The sequence below is a fragment of the Oceanicaulis sp. UBA6590 genome (assembly GCF_002433705.1).
Taxonomy (GTDB): Bacteria; Pseudomonadota; Alphaproteobacteria; order Caulobacterales; family Maricaulaceae; genus Oceanicaulis.
Window position 1 is genome coordinate 121,372 of sequence record NZ_DJIQ01000022.1, and the last position, 13,901, is coordinate 135,272.

At 66.9% G+C, this 13,901-nt stretch carries 16 protein-coding genes; 14 read left to right on the plus strand and 2 right to left on the minus strand.

Features of this window, described 5'->3' with window-relative positions; translation table 11 throughout:
- Positions 1-31: 31 nt before the first annotated feature.
- Genes B2Z70_RS04285 through B2Z70_RS04345 form a run of 13 tightly spaced genes read left to right on the plus strand, consistent with a single transcriptional unit; the run spans position 32 to position 11,669 of the window.
- Positions 32-892 (plus strand): type II secretion system protein N, encoded by an 861-nt coding sequence (locus B2Z70_RS04285; protein ID WP_009802785.1) that lies wholly within the window; start codon positions 32-34, stop codon positions 890-892.
- A gap of 5 nt (positions 893-897) precedes the next feature.
- Entirely contained in the window at positions 898-2,883 is a 1,986-nt protein-coding gene (gene gspD, locus B2Z70_RS04290) for a type II secretion system secretin GspD (protein ID WP_292981424.1), read from the plus strand.
- 3 nt (positions 2,884-2,886) lie between these two features.
- On the plus strand, positions 2,887-4,371 hold the full coding sequence (gspE, locus tag B2Z70_RS04295) for a type II secretion system ATPase GspE (protein WP_292981427.1): 1,485 nt from the start codon (positions 2,887-2,889) through the stop codon (positions 4,369-4,371).
- Positions 4,358-5,581 carry a type II secretion system inner membrane protein GspF gene (gspF, locus tag B2Z70_RS04300; RefSeq protein ID WP_292981430.1) on the plus strand — a complete coding sequence of 408 codons (1,224 nt, stop codon included), beginning with the start codon at positions 4,358-4,360 and terminating at the stop codon, positions 5,579-5,581. The genes gspE and gspF overlap by 14 nt, the downstream gene beginning before the upstream one ends.
- A 24-nt stretch (positions 5,582-5,605) precedes the next feature.
- Positions 5,606-6,070 carry a type II secretion system major pseudopilin GspG gene (gene gspG, locus B2Z70_RS04305; protein WP_292981434.1) on the plus strand — a complete coding sequence of 155 codons (465 nt, stop codon included), beginning with the start codon at positions 5,606-5,608 and terminating at the stop codon, positions 6,068-6,070.
- The gene (locus B2Z70_RS04310) at positions 6,070-6,612 is read left to right on the plus strand and encodes a GspH/FimT family pseudopilin (protein WP_292981437.1); all 543 of its coding nucleotides are present in this window, start codon (positions 6,070-6,072) and stop codon (positions 6,610-6,612) included. Before gspG ends, B2Z70_RS04310 begins: the two co-directional genes overlap by 1 nt.
- On the plus strand, positions 6,609-6,977 hold the full coding sequence (gene gspI / locus B2Z70_RS04315) for a type II secretion system minor pseudopilin GspI (protein WP_292981440.1): 369 nt from the start codon (positions 6,609-6,611) through the stop codon (positions 6,975-6,977). Before B2Z70_RS04310 ends, gspI begins: the two co-directional genes overlap by 4 nt.
- Entirely contained in the window at positions 6,974-7,639 is a 666-nt protein-coding gene (gene gspJ, locus B2Z70_RS04320; protein WP_009802792.1) for a type II secretion system minor pseudopilin GspJ, read from the plus strand. Before gspI ends, gspJ begins: the two co-directional genes overlap by 4 nt.
- Positions 7,636-8,643: a type II secretion system minor pseudopilin GspK gene (gspK, locus tag B2Z70_RS04325; RefSeq protein WP_292981445.1), complete on the plus strand. Its 1,008-nt coding sequence runs from the start codon at positions 7,636-7,638 to the stop codon at positions 8,641-8,643. Before gspJ ends, gspK begins: the two co-directional genes overlap by 4 nt.
- Complete coding sequence (gspL, locus tag B2Z70_RS04330; RefSeq protein ID WP_292981448.1) at positions 8,643-9,929, plus strand: type II secretion system protein GspL; 1,287 nt, start codon at positions 8,643-8,645, stop codon at positions 9,927-9,929. Before gspK ends, gspL begins: the two co-directional genes overlap by 1 nt.
- The gene (locus B2Z70_RS04335; protein WP_009802795.1) at positions 9,926-10,432 is read left to right on the plus strand and encodes a type II secretion system protein M; all 507 of its coding nucleotides are present in this window, start codon (positions 9,926-9,928) and stop codon (positions 10,430-10,432) included. The genes gspL and B2Z70_RS04335 overlap by 4 nt, the downstream gene beginning before the upstream one ends.
- Positions 10,432-11,163 carry a type II secretion system protein N gene (gene gspN, locus B2Z70_RS04340; RefSeq protein WP_292981454.1) on the plus strand — a complete coding sequence of 244 codons (732 nt, stop codon included), beginning with the start codon at positions 10,432-10,434 and terminating at the stop codon, positions 11,161-11,163. The genes B2Z70_RS04335 and gspN overlap by 1 nt, the downstream gene beginning before the upstream one ends.
- Positions 11,163-11,669 (plus strand): hypothetical protein, encoded by a 507-nt coding sequence (locus B2Z70_RS04345; RefSeq protein WP_009802797.1) that lies wholly within the window; start codon positions 11,163-11,165, stop codon positions 11,667-11,669. Before gspN ends, B2Z70_RS04345 begins: the two co-directional genes overlap by 1 nt.
- Here the strand turns inward: B2Z70_RS04345 and B2Z70_RS04350 are convergent.
- Positions 11,666-12,154, minus strand: coding sequence for a prepilin peptidase (locus B2Z70_RS04350; RefSeq protein WP_292981458.1), 489 nt, complete (start codon positions 12,152-12,154; stop codon positions 11,666-11,668). The genes B2Z70_RS04345 and B2Z70_RS04350 overlap by 4 nt on opposite strands.
- 49 nt (positions 12,155-12,203) lie before the next feature.
- On the minus strand, positions 12,204-13,388 hold the full coding sequence (locus tag B2Z70_RS04355) for a questin oxidase family protein (protein WP_292981461.1): 1,185 nt from the start codon (positions 13,386-13,388) through the stop codon (positions 12,204-12,206).
- A gap of 61 nt (positions 13,389-13,449) precedes the next feature.
- On the opposite strand from B2Z70_RS04355, the gene soxR reads away from it, so the two are divergent.
- A complete protein-coding gene (gene soxR / locus B2Z70_RS04360) occupies positions 13,450-13,893 on the plus strand; it encodes a redox-sensitive transcriptional activator SoxR (RefSeq protein ID WP_292981464.1) in 444 nt (147 codons plus the stop codon).
- Positions 13,894-13,901 lie beyond the last annotated feature (8 nt).

The window sequence follows — 13,901 nt, forward strand, 5'->3', positions numbered from 1 at the left end:
CCGCTCCGGACCGAGGCGAACATCAAGAGCCATGACCCGCACCCAGTCTCCAGCCACAGCCACCCCCCTGATGCGCGTGAACCGCGCACTGGCCACGGCCTGCGCTGTCCTGGCGGCGCTCATGCTGGGCTGGCTTGTCGCACGGGCGATCTGGTTCGGCCTGTTCGGCGCTGCGGCTCTGGATGTGCGCATCGAGCCGCCGCGCGCCTTGTCCGTCGCCTCCGCCTCTGACCCCGCTTTGGCGCAAGCGCCCGCCACTGGCTTGTTCGCCGCGCGCGGCGGGCCGGCGGATCAGACCCTCGAGGCGGCGCCTGAAAGCCGTTTGAACATCTCCCTGCGCGGGGTGCGCGTGGGCGCCAGCGAGCAGGACGGATCCGCCATCATCGACGCCGAGAACGGGCGCCAGCAGATTGTCCGCGTCGGCGACGAGATCGCCCCGGGCATTACGGTCGAGGCCATTCATCCCGACCGGATCGAGATCAATCGCCGCGGCGCGCGGGAGTCCCTATATCTGCGCGACCGCGAACGCCGACAGGCGCGCCAGGCCGCCAGCGGGACGCCCGTGACGCCTGCTGCAACCCAGACCCCGTCTTCCTCTCCGCGTACGCCTGAACTCGACCAGCTGATCGAGGAGCTCGATCTGGGCCCGCATCTGCGCGACGGCCAGCTGATCGGCTTTGACATCGGCTCGGACGCCAATCGCGACTGGCTCGCCCGCTTCGGGCTCGAGCCGGGCGATGTGATCCTCGCCCTCAATGATACGCCGGTCAGCGCGCCTGATGCGCTGGCCCGGGCCCTCTCGGCGTCAGGCGATGTCCGCCTGAGCCTCGAACGGGACGGCCGACGCCTGACCCTCACACCGTCCGCGGCCGACGCCGCCCGACAGGAGTAAGCACCGTGACCCTGCTGTCTCGCATCCTCGTTCTCGTCCTGGCTCCGGCTCTCCTGATCGGCGCGGCCTTCGCCCAGTCCAATGGCGGGCAGACACTGAACTATCGCAATGCCGAGATCGGTGCGGTGATCGACGATATCGCCCTGATGACGGGCTTCACCTTCGTGCTTGATCCTGATGTGCGCGGGCTTGTCACCATCGTCTCCGAAGCGCCGCTGACCGATGAGGAAGTGTTCCAGGTCTTTCTCTCCACGCTGCGGGTGAACGGCTATACGGCGGTGCAGACGGCGCCGGGCGTGTTCCAGATCGTGCCGCAGGCCGAAGGCGCCCGCGCCGGCGCGCCCATGCAATCGGCGACACGGGATGGCGATGTCTTCCTGACGCGGGTCTATCGCCTGAACAACACCTCCGCCCGCTCGGCGGTGCGCGCCGTGACGCCCATGCTCAGCCCGTCGGGCGCGGTGAACCCGGTGGAGTCCGGCAATCTTGTGGTGATCGTCGATTTCGCCTCGAATATCCGCGCCATCGAAGCGGCGCTGCGGGAAGCGGACCGCGACACCTCCACCGTGGAGATGCTGACGCTCGAGAACCTGCCGGCGGAAGAGATGGCGTCAGTCATCGCCCGGCTGCGCGAGCGCAATCAGGGCGGCGAGGATCAGGCGCCGTCCAATGTCACCGTCGCCGCCGTTCCGGCCTCCAACGCGCTCCTGCTGCGCGGCGAGCCGTCGGCTGTGGGCGAAATGATCTCGCTGGTGCGCCGCATTGATGCGGTCAGCGCGTCCACCCAGACCTTCCGTGTGGTGGCGCTCAACCACGCCCAGGGCGATGACCTGCTGCCGATCCTGCAGCAATTCGCCGAGGCGATGAGCGGTCCTGAAAGCGCGGGCCGACCGGTCTCCATCGCCCATCACCCGGCGACCAACTCGATCATAATGAACGCCGATCCCGATGTGCTGCGCGAGCTGGAGCAGGTGATCAGCCGTCTCGATGTGCGCCGCCCGCAAGTGCAGGTGGAAGCCATCGTGGTGGAGATCTCCGACCAGACCGCACGCGATCTGGGCGTTCAGTTCCTCCTGGCGGGTGACGGGGATGACGCAACGCCCTTCGCCTATACCCGGTATGGCTCGACCCGCCAGCCTGACCTCCTCGCGCTGACAGGCGCGCTTCTGACGGGCGGGCTCAGCTCTGGCGATGGCGAGACCACCTCCAGCACCGATGTGAATCTGCGCAATCTCGCTTTGTCCTCGCTGGTCAATTCACGCGGCGGCTCGTTCGGCTTTGGCGGCGAGCTCAATGACGGCTCGCTCTTCGGCGTCATCGTCAATGCGCTCGACAGCGATACCGATTCCAACGTGCTGTCCAAACCCCAGCTGATGGTGCTCGATAACGAGGAAGCCAATCTGATGGTGGGTCAGGAAATCCCGATCACTACGGGAGAAACCCTGGGCTCGAACAATTCCAACCCCTTCCGCCAGATCGAGCGCGAAAGCGTGGGCGTGCAGCTCTATGTGCGTCCGCAGATCAATGATGGCGACGCCATCCGCCTGCAGATCCGCCAGGAAGTCTCATCCGTGGCCGGGCCGGTCAGCGCCGATTTCGTCGAGCTGATCACCAATCAGCGCAAGATCGAGACGACTGTGCTCGCTGATGATGGCGAGATCATCGTGCTGGGCGGCCTGATCGAGACCGATGAGCAGGAAGCGGAAAGCGGCGTGCCGGGGCTCAGCCGGATTCCGGGCGCAGGGCGTCTGTTCCGCAATGACAGCCGCTCCACCACGCGCCGCAATCTGATGGTGTTCATCCGGCCCACCATCGTGCGCGATGCGGCCAGCATGCGCGACGTCACCCGGATGAGCTATGATTACGCCGTGGGCCAGCAGCGCGAAGCGACGGGCGGCACGTCCAGCCTTGAATCCATTGTCGACATGATGATGCGCGGCCAGCAGCCGTTTGCGGGCCCGCTCCCCGGTGACGATGCGGGGCAGGAGTAAGTCTTGAAGCCGCTGAACTACGCCTTTGCCCGCGAACGCGGCGTCGCCCTTCAGACCGGGGAGGTTCCGGTCTTCCTCCTGCGCGAGGATGCGGATGCGCTGGCTCTGGTGGAGGCGCGCCGGGCGGCTGGGACGGCGTTTGAAGTACGCACGCTCGATGCGCGCAGCTTTGATCGCGCCCTGTCGGAGATCTACGCCTTTGACGGCCTCGCCCATTCCATGTCGGACCGGGCCGAGGATGAGGCGGGCGAAAGCCTGTCGGACATCATCAACGACATTCCCAAGACCGCGGATCTTCTCGACAGCGCGTCGGACGCCCCGATCATTCGCCTGATCAATGGTCTGATCGCCGAGGCCGTGCGCTCGGGCGCGTCGGACATCCATGTCGAACCGTTCGAGGACCGGGTCTCGGTGCGTCTGCGCGTGGATGGCGTGCTGCGCGAAATGGTGTCGCTGAGCGGGCGGCTCGCCCCGCCGCTGACCAGCCGCATCAAGGTGATGGCCCGGCTCGATATCGCTGAAAAGCGCATCCCCCAGGATGGGCGTCTGACCCTGACGCTGGCGGGCAAGGGCGTGGATGTGCGGGTCTCGACCCTACCGTCGCGCTATGGCGAACGCGTCGTGCTGCGCCTTCTCGACAAGGAGAGCGCGCGCTTCACGCTGGACCAGCTGGGCATGTCGCCGCGCCAGCTTGAAGACTTCCGCAAGGTGCTCAGCCAGCCCAATGGCGTGGTGCTGGTGACCGGTCCCACGGGCGCGGGCAAGACGACGACGCTTTATGCCGGGCTCAACCTGCTCAATGACCAGACGCGCAACATCCTGACCGTGGAGGACCCGGTGGAATACGCGGTCGAGGGTGTGGGCCAGACCCAGGTGAACACCAAGGTCGGCATGACCTTTGCGGCGGGCCTGCGCGCCATTCTGCGTCAGGACCCTGATGTGGTGATGGTGGGCGAGATCCGCGATGTGGAGACCGCCGAGATTGCGGTGCAGGCCTCGCTGACCGGTCACCTCGTGCTCTCCACAGTGCACACCAATTCCGCGGCCGCAGCCGTGACGCGTCTTCGGGATATGGGCGTTGAAAGCTATCTGCTGGCGACCACGATCAAGGCGGTGGTGGCCCAGCGTCTGGTGCGGCGCCTGTGCCCGTCCTGCAAGGCGGCCTATGAGCCCGATGCGGGCGAGCAGCGCATGCTTGAGCTGGAGCTGGGTGAAACCGCGCTTTTGTACAAGCCCAAAGGCTGCGACAGCTGCGGCGGGTCGGGCTATCAGGGCCGCCGGGGCGTCTATGAGCTTCTGGTCGTTGATGACGCGGTCGCCTCGATGATCCACGAGGATGCGCGCGAGAGCGAGATCGCCCGTCACGCCTTCGCCCATCGCAATACGCTGTGGCGCTCGGGCGTGGAGCTGGCCAAGGCCGGTGAGACGTCACTGGCCGAAGTGATGCGGGTGTGTCGCGAGGATGGCGAGCGCGATGGCGGCGTTTGAGTACGAAGCGCTCGACGCGGCGGGCAAGCGAACCAGGGGTCTGTTGTCCGCCGATAGCGAAGCCGCCGCGCGCAAGGAGTTGCGCCGCCGCCGGCTGGCGCCCCTGTCTGTGTCGCGCGCCAGTGAGAAAGGCGCCGGCGCGAACCCGGTCGCGAACCTCTTCAAGCCCGGGGGCCTCTCCGAAGATGATCTAACCGGCGTCACGCGCCAGCTCGCCACGCTGATTGATGCGGGCATGCCGGTTGAGGAAGCAGTGGGTCTCGTGGGCGGCCAGGCGGACAAGGCCCAGGTCGGCCGCGTGCTGATGGGCGTGCGCGAAAAGGTCACCGAGGGCGAACGTCTGTCGGACGCCATGGCGATCTATCCTGACAGCTTTCCCGGCGTCTACCGCGCCATGGTCGCGGCGGGGGAAAGCGCGGGTGGGCTCGGGCAGGTGCTCGAGCGTCTGGCGGACTATCTTGAAAAGGCGGGGGCGCTGAAGCGTCGGGTCGGCGCGGCGCTGATCTATCCCAGCGTGTTGGGCGTCGTTGCGCTCCTCGTGGTCTGCGTGCTGCTGGTGGCCATCGTGCCGAAGATCGCCGAGCAGTTTGACACCATGAACATGACCCTGCCGCTGATCACGCGGGTGATGATCGCGCTGTCAGACGGGCTTCAGGCCAGCTGGCCGATCCTCCTTGTCGCGATCGTGGGCGCGGTCCTGCTGTATTCGGTGCTGATCCGGCGAGAGCCGGTCAAACGCGCGGTCCAGACCAGCCAGCTCGGCCTGCCGGGTTTGGGCGGGTTCGCGCGCAAGGTCGAGGCGGCGCGCTTTGCGCGCACCATGGCGATCCTGATCAATGCGGGTGCGGTGCTGCCCGAAGCCCTGCGCGCCGCGCGGCGGGCGTCTGACAATCTGCCCTTCCAGGCGATGCTGGGCGAGGTGATCGAACAGGTCGAGACTGGCAAGGGTTTGGCGGATGCGCTTCGTCAGGCGCGCTGGTTCCCGCCCCTGATGGTCTACATGGTGGCCGCGGGCGAACGCTCGGGCCGTCTGGTGGAGATGTTCCAGCGCTCCGCCGAGCATATGGAGGCCGAGGTCGATGGCGCCATCACGGTGGGTCTGAGCCTGCTGGAGCCTGGCATCATCATCGCCATGGCCGTGATCGTGGTCGGGATCGTCCTGTCGATCCTGCTGCCGATCCTGCAACTGAACACTGCTGCGCTGGGATAGCGCGGCCAGCAAGGAGACTGAGACATGCTGCTCACCAAACATGACGCGCGCCGTCTGGAGGATGAGGAAGCCGGGCTCTCGCTCGTGGAGGTCATGGTGGTCGTGGTGATCATCGGGCTCCTGGCCACCATCATCACCATCAATGTCCTGCCCATGCTGGGCCAGGCCAACTCCTCCACCGCCCAGACCCAGATCAGCCAGCTTGAACAGGCGCTGGAGACCTATCGCCTGCGCATGGGTCGCTATCCCAGCACCGATGAAGGGCTGGACGCGCTGGTCACCCCGCCCGCCGACGCCCGCCTCGCGACGCGCTTCCCCGAGGGCGGCTTCATCAACAATCTGCCCACCGATCCCTGGGGCAATGACTTCCTCTACCTCTATCCGGGCGAGCATGGCCGCTTTGACGTCTGGACGCTGGGTGCGGACGGTCGCGAAGGCGGCGAGGGCGAAGACGCCGACATTGGCAACTGGACCGCCGAACAGGACTGATGTCGCCTCTGCCCCGATCCTCTCAGGCTGGCGTCTCCCTGATCGAGACGCTGGCGGCGCTGGCGATCATCGCGCTGGTGACGGGCGTGGCCGTAGTCATGCTCCAGCCCGAGGATTCGCCCGCACAGCTGGAGGGCGAGGCGCTGGTGCGCGCGCTCAACGAGGCGCGCCAGGAGGCGCTGGTTTCGGGTCAGCATGTCGGGTTTGCCGCCCGCTTTGACGGGCGCGGGTATCAGTTCTATCGCTTCGAGGACGGGGTCTGGCGCGTGCGCGCGGACCATCCCGCCTTTGAGGCGCACCGGTTTGAAGACCCGGACCTGATCCTGAGCGTGCAGTCCGGCGCGATCAGCCGCCGGAGCGAGGGCGCGCGTGATGACGCGGCCGAGGCGCTGAACGGTCCCGAAGTCTGGTTCGACCCCACCGGTTTTGACCAGCCCTTCGCCTTTGAATTGCGCGGTCCGGATGCCGTGCGGATCATCCAGCGCGATGGCGAGGGGCGGCTCAGCCTTTTCGATCCGAACGCGGCGGAGACGCCGTCATGAGAGCGCAGCGTCAGGACGGGTTCTCGCTGATCGAGATGCTGGCCGCACTCGCCATTCTGGCGCTTGCCGGGATCGCGTTGATGAATGCGCTGAGCACGTCCGCGCGTTCGGCCACGCTGGCGCGCGAAATGACTTTGGCGCAGATCGCGGCGCAGAACCTTCTCAGCGAGGCCTTGCTGAACGCTGGTCCCGGCGCAATGCGCGATCAACGCGGCGAGTATGCGCTGGGCGGGCAGAGTTTTGACTGGGCGCTGGAAGTCGATGATGCCGGCCAACCGGATCTCTTGCGCTTGCGCCTCGTGATTTCCGAGGCGGACGCGGACACGGTCCTCTACACGCTGGAAACCCTGCGGAGGACGTCATGAAACGGCGTCACGAAGCAGGCTTCACCCTTGTGGAGGTGATGGCGGCGGTCATGGTCTTCGCCCTGATCAGCGCGATCAGCGTCGGGCTTCTGACGACCGCCCTGCGCTCGAAGGAAACCTCTGAAGCCGTGATGGCGGACCTTGCCGCCGTCCAGCGCATTCAGGCCCTGCTCAGCGAAGACATCGGCCAGATGGTGATGCGCCCGGTGCGCGATGAGGATGGCCTGACCGATCCGCGCGTGTTCGCCCTCGATGTTCAGGGCGCCGATCCCCTGAACCCCGACCGCGAAGGCGAGCCGCGCGAGATCCTGGTGCTGACGCGTTCGGGTTGGGCCAATCCCGGCGGGGTGCAGCCGCGCTCGGGCCTGCAGCGGGTCGCCTGGATCTATGACGGCGATCATTTGTGGCGCGAAACGAGTCTCTATCCCGATCTGGCGCAGGGCGCCGCGCCTGTCCGCCAGATGATTGCGGAAGGGATCTCGGATCTTCAGATCGAGGCGATGATGACCGGGGTCTGGACCGGGGTGGTCGAATTACGGCCCGGCCGCAATGGCGAAGCGGCGGCTCAGGCCCCGCGCGCGGTGCGCCTGTCCTATGTGCAGTCCACGCTGGGCGAGATGGAGCATGTGGCGCTCTCACCAACCGCAGAGGTGGGGCGATGAGGGCGCGGACGTCAGAACGCGGCACGGCGCTGATCGCGGCGCTCCTGCTGGTCGCCCTGATGGCGGCGGTGGCGGTGCAATTGATGGATGTGACGCGCTTTGCCGCCTTCCGCACCGCCCAGATCGACCAGCGTGCGCAGGCGGTCTGGATGGCGCGGGGCGCGCGTGATCTGGCCGAATCCGCCTTCCTGAATGCCGGCGCTCCAGGCCGCTCTGTGATGCGATCCGATGAGCTGTGGCTGGCCGGACCGGTCGTGTTTCCGCTGGAGAACGGGCAGGTGGTGGGCGAGATCCATGACCGGAACAACTGTCTGAACATCAACGCGCTGGTCGCGCCGGATACAGACGGCGATGACCCGCTGGAGCGCGAGGCGCGCAGCTCTGACATCCAATGGCTGCGACAGGCGTTCCTGTCCCTGTCCCTGGAGCTCGGGGTTCCCGCGGGCGAAGCCGAGACTCTGCTGGCCCAGATCACCGACTGGATTGATGCGGATCAGTCCGCGGAACCGGGAGGAGCCGAGGATCGCACCTATGGCGCCTATGCTCAGCCCTATCGCGCCGCCAACCAGCCTTTCGTGGAGTTGGAGGAATTGCGCGCCCTGCCGGTGATGACGCCCTCGCTCTACGCCGTGTACCAGCCTGTCTTGTGTGTGCTGCCTCTGGCCGAGCAGCCGCCCTTGAACATCAACACGCTGTCGCTGGACCAGAGCCTATTGCTGTCCGCGCTTGTGCATGAGGATCTGGACCCTGCGGATGCGGAGACCGTGCTTTTCCGCAGGCCGCCTGCCGGTTATGACAGCGCTGAGGATGTCTGGGCGGACCCGCTGATGGCGCAGCTTGATCTCAGCGATGCAGAGAAGACGCGGCTGACCTTGCGCAGCCGGTGGTTCGAAATGGCGGTGCGCGTGCAGCTGGCGGAGACCCGCTTTCACATGACAGAGCTGGCTGAACTCAATGAAGGCGGCGATCTGCGCCGTCACAGCCAGCGCTTTGGAGCCTTCTGATGACTGACGTGCTGATCCTTCAGCCGCCCTCCTCGGCAATGGCGGAGCAGACCGCCCGCTGGAGCGTGATCCGCGCCGGGGCGGTCATCGCCGAGGGCGTGACGGGGCCGGGCGCAACGGTCGAGCCCCCTGCCGGAACGGTGATCGAGCGGGCTGTGGTGGTCCTGCCGTCCGAAGATGTGTTCATCCGGCGCCTTCCGGTGCCGGGCCAGTCCGAACGCGATGCGCGACGGGCCGCCCCCTTCCTGATCGAGGACCAGATCGCCCAGCCTCTGGACGATGTCGAAGTGAGCCTCGGTCCGGTTGGCGCAGATGGCGCGCGCTGGCTCGCGGCGGTGGATCGTGACCAGCTCAAGACCTGGCGGGAGATGCTGGCCAGTCTGGATGCCCCCCAGCACCATACTGTTCCTGACGGCATGGTGCTGACGGGGCATGGCGGCGATCTGACCGTGATGGGCTATGGCGACAGGGTAGTGTTCCAGACCCGGTCCGGCGACTTGGGTGCGCTCTCAGACAGCCAGGATGGAGCGCGTGATCTCGACGCCGCGTTGTCCGACCCGGTCTGCGGTGCGATCGAGCCCCATCTCCTGACCCCGGTGCTGGCGGGGCTGGGCCGTCGCCTGTCTCCCAAGCGGGTCCTGATCAGCACCGCGCTCGACCCCTCAGCGCTCGCGCCCGAGGGCAAGCCGATCGCCGTCAAACGCATTGATGCGCCGGATCTGCGGATCGCGGCGGCTTCTCTGCCGCCGGAAGCGCTGGACGCCCTGCCGGCGATCTTTGGTGACGCCTTCGCAACGAAGCTGGACTGGGCGGCGCTCCTGAAGCCCTGGCGCGCCGCGGCGGTTCTGGGGCTGACGGCGGTGCTGGCGGCTTCCGGGCTCATGGTGGGGCAGGCCGCCTATCTCCAGGATCGCGCCAGTCGGTATCAGGCGGCGCAGGAGGCGGAATTCCGCATGCTGTTCCCCGAGGCGCGGATCGTGAATGTCAGCGCCCAGATGCGCCAGGCGCTCAACAGCGTCAGCGGCGGGGCTGTGAGCGGGGCGGGCTTCCTGCCGCTGGCGACGGTGCTGTCGGAGACGCTGAGCGATGTGGACGGCGTCCGGGTGGACTCCCTGCGCTATGACGCCAGCCGGGGCGAACTCTCTGTGACGGCGCTCTATTCCGGGTTCGGCGACTTTGAACGCCTGCGCATGGCGGCTGAAGCGCGGGGCGCGGTGCTTGAGGATGGCGGCGCGCGGCAGAGCGCGGCGGGAGTTGCAGGCGAATTCATTGTGAGGCTGCCATGAGCCAGACCACGCTCTTCACTCCGCTCATCAAGGCCTTTCAGGCGAGAACGGCTCGCGAGCAGGCGCTTCTGGCCGGACTGGCCGTGCTGGTGGTCCTGACGATCGCCTGGTTCGGCGTTCTGGCGCCGGCGATGAGCTGGCGCGCCGATGCGGCCCGCCGATACGCCAACGCTGCGGAAGGCTATGAGAGCATTCTGGTTCAGGCGTCCGAGTATCGCGCCCTGTCCGCACAGGCGGTCAATGCCGATGATCGTGAGCCCTTGCGCACGCTGGCCGATCGTACCGCGCGCGAGCGTGGGCTGGCGATCAGCCGCGTCCAGCCGCTTGAGGACGGACGACTGGGCGTCTGGATGGAGCAGGCGGACGCGGACTCCCTGATGGGTTGGCTGAGCCTTCTGTCGCGCGAGCATGGCGTCAACGCCGAGCGTGTGAGTCTGGATCGCGAGGGCGAGACCCGGGTTCGCGCCCAGCTCACCCTGGTGCGCGCCGGAGGAGCGGGCTGATGCGTCTTATTCTGATCCTCGGCTTTGTGCTGGCGCTTGTCGCGGGACTGGCGGTCACCGCTCCGACCCGGCTTGTCTATGATGCGCTGGCCCCGTCAGGGGTGGAAGCAGGACTGGTGCAGGGCAGCGTCTGGCGCGGGCAGGCGCTGCGTGTGCGTCTGGGCGGACGGGTTGTCCAACAGGTTGAAACCGGGCTGGAGCCGGCGTCCCTGCTGGCGCTGAGCCCGGCAATGTCCATGCGGGTGACCGATCCCGAGATCCAGATTGACGCCCGGTTGCGCGCGGCCGGAGACGCAATCCGGATCGAGGAAGCGCAAGGCCTTGTCTCGGTCCGGGCATTGCCCCTGCTGGCGGGGCTGCCAACGCCGGCGGACAGCTTTGCGCGGCTCGATGGGGTGAGCGTTTCGCTCGATCAGGCGGGGCGCTGCATCAGTGCGGAGGGCGCCGTGATGAGCCCGGCCCTGGCCGATGCGGGCGCACGCTATGATGTGGCCCTGCCGATCCTGGACATGAGTGTCTTCTGCGCAGGCGATGTGCTGGCGCTCAATCTTTCGGGCCAGAGCCCGGCGGTGGATCTGGAAGGCGTCATTCGCCTTGATGCGCAAGCGCCGTCCTACCGGATCGTCGCGACGCCTCATGACCCCGAGGGCGGGCGGGTGCTATCCTTGATGGGCTTCCGCGCGGACGGGGCGCGCTGGATCGCGGACAGTGAAGAGATGGGAGAGGGCTGATGATGCGCTGGTTTCTGGCTGGCTTGTGTGCGGTGGGCGTCACCGCCTGCTCCGCCACGTCGTCTCCCGAACGGGCTCAGCTGATCGATCAGGCGCGCAATGCGCCCGATCGCGCCGACAGCCTGCCGCCGCAGAACCTGCCGGACGGTCAGTGCGGCATCTTCCTGTTCGGCATGGGCGACCGGCATCCCTTTGTGGTGTTCGAGAATGACCGCGCCGGACGCGCGCTGATCCTGCATCAGGGCGTCATCCATGAGCTGGGCGTCACGCCGCAACCGGGCGCCTTCGTGCAGGGGGAACGCTTCCGCCGGGTCTATCTCGATCAGGCGAGCAATCTCGTCTTCACCTTGACCGGCGAAGTGGGCGAGGAGACGGGGTCCGGGCCGCGCCTTGAGAATGTTCTGTTGCGCACGCGGGCGATTGACGGATCAGAGACCGTCAGGCCGCTGGGCGGGGTTTATTCCTGCCGCGACGGTTCGAACCGCACCGCTCCGGGCCGGCTCTAGAATCCGGCGGGACCGGACAGGCCCGTCTGCTGCAGCACCCAGACCAGTCCGATTCCGAACGCCAGGAACGGTCCGAAGGCGATCATGCTGTCTCCGGTCACATCCTTGCGGAAAACGTATTTCAGCGTCAGCGCAAAGACGAGCGCTGCAAGGCTCGAAAACAGAAGGATGGCGGGCAGGGCCAGCGCCCCGCACCACGTCCCCCCGGCCGCGAACAGCTTGGCGTCCCCGCGGCCGAGCCCGGGACGCCCGCGCGCCCGCTCATAGCTCTTCTCGATCAGGACGAGCGCGGAATAGCCCACAATGCCGCCCAGTGCGTGCAGCCAGACCGTCCCGCCCAGCACGGCGGCTGCAACCACGCCGCCAGCAATCAATGGCAAGGTGATCCGGTCGGGCAGGATGAAACGCCGGGCGTCAATCACCGACAGGGTGATCAATGCGCCGAGAAGCACGAGGGTCAGGAGGGGGCTGAAGACGGCGACCATACCGCCCTTATCCCCTCCCTGCCCGCATTCGCCAAGTCAGCCGGACAGATCAATCCCGGTCAGAGGCGGGCAGAACCGCAAAGGCCTGGGCTATGGCGTCAAGATAGGCCGGGTTCGCGCTGCGCTGATAGGCGCTGCAAAGCGCCTCGGTCAGCTTGATGATGTGATCATCCCCATGCCGGGCGGCGCGATGGGCCGGGTGGCTGGGCGGGAGCGCCCTGATCGGTTCGGGGCTTTGCAAGGCCAGCGGCGAGAAGGCCGCCAGAAGCGCGGCGCCATGTTCGAACGCCCTGAAGAGCAAGCGGCGGCCCAGAGCGTCGGGAACCTGCTCTGACAGGGTGCGCGCCGCTGCTGTCGCCGTTACCGCATGGGTGAAGACGATCACGGTGAACGGGGTGCGCGCATGATGCAGGAACAGGCGTGTCATCTCCAGCATCAGCGCGTCAAACCGCATCGCCAGATCGCCTGACAGGTCCACCAGGCTCGTCACCTCGGCGAAGTCGGCGGCGTGCGCGAGCCGTGCATAGCCCGCCGTGATTGCGCCTTCGCCAGGCGCATGCGCATCGGGCAGGGGCGTGATCCAGCTCAGGGTCGCGCGAAAGTCCAGCACGCCCTGGTTGGCGTGCGTTCCGACGGGCAGGGGCGTGTAGCGGTCCGCCCAAGCGGCGAGCGCATTGGCGAGGGCGTTAAGGCGCACTGAACTCACTTCCGATTGCAGGGCGCGGCTCATATGGGCGGTCTGGAGAACCGCGTGGCAGGCCGAGGTGGAAAAGCCGTCCACAAGCCGGTGAACCCAGAGGCTCAGAACTTCACGCCAGGGTTTGTCCTCGAGCTCGGCGCGGAAATAGGCGCGCCACTCAGCGTCGTGATCCTGTGTTCCGATCTGCGACCGCCAGTCATCAGGATCGAGCCGCCCCGGAGCCGGACCGGACGGGGTGAAGCCGGGGATTTCCTGTTCGAGCCAGCCCAGGGCCTGCTCGCCCTGTCCCATGGCGCACAGGGCCTCCATCACCATGGGGGCATGGTTGTAGTAACCGTTCGCGAGCGCGGGCGAGACGGTGTCCAGCCGTGTCAGCGCGGCGTCCAGCCGGGAATAGTCGGGACGGGATTTCAGAAGGCTGCCGGCGGCCTGGGAAAGGGCGCGGTCGGCATGCCAGTTCCGGGGCGCAGGCAGGGCGAAGTCGAGGGGGGCGGTCGTGGGCAGGCTCCAGTGATCAAGGTCTGATATTGGCAAGCCTACTTTCTCAAGCTAACTTGAGATCAAGGAAATAAAATCCAGGAATATCAATGTGGTGATGCGGCGACAGAAACTTCTGAAAATCGGGGAGCTGTCGGCGCGCACGGGGGTGCCGGTGTCGGCCCTGCGTTATTACGCTGATGCCGGTCTGATCCAGCCCTATCGCACCAATGCCGGACAGCGCCGCTTCGCGCGCGCGGACATCCGGCGCGTTTCCTTCATCCTGATCGCCCAGCAATTGGGGCTCAGCCTGGAAGAGATCGGGGCCATTCTTCAGCGTCTGCCTGACGGGCGCACGCCGACAAAAGCCGATTGGTCTCAGATTTCCGGCGGCATCCGGAGGCGGGTCGAGGCGCGGATCGCCGAGCTGGAACGCATCCGCGAACGTCTGGACGGCTGTATCGGCTGTGGCTGCCTCTCGCTGGAAACCTGCAAGCTCTACAACCCGCAGGACCGGCTGGGCGTGCAGGGGCCGGGGCCGCGCCGCCTTCTGGGCGACTGACCGGACCC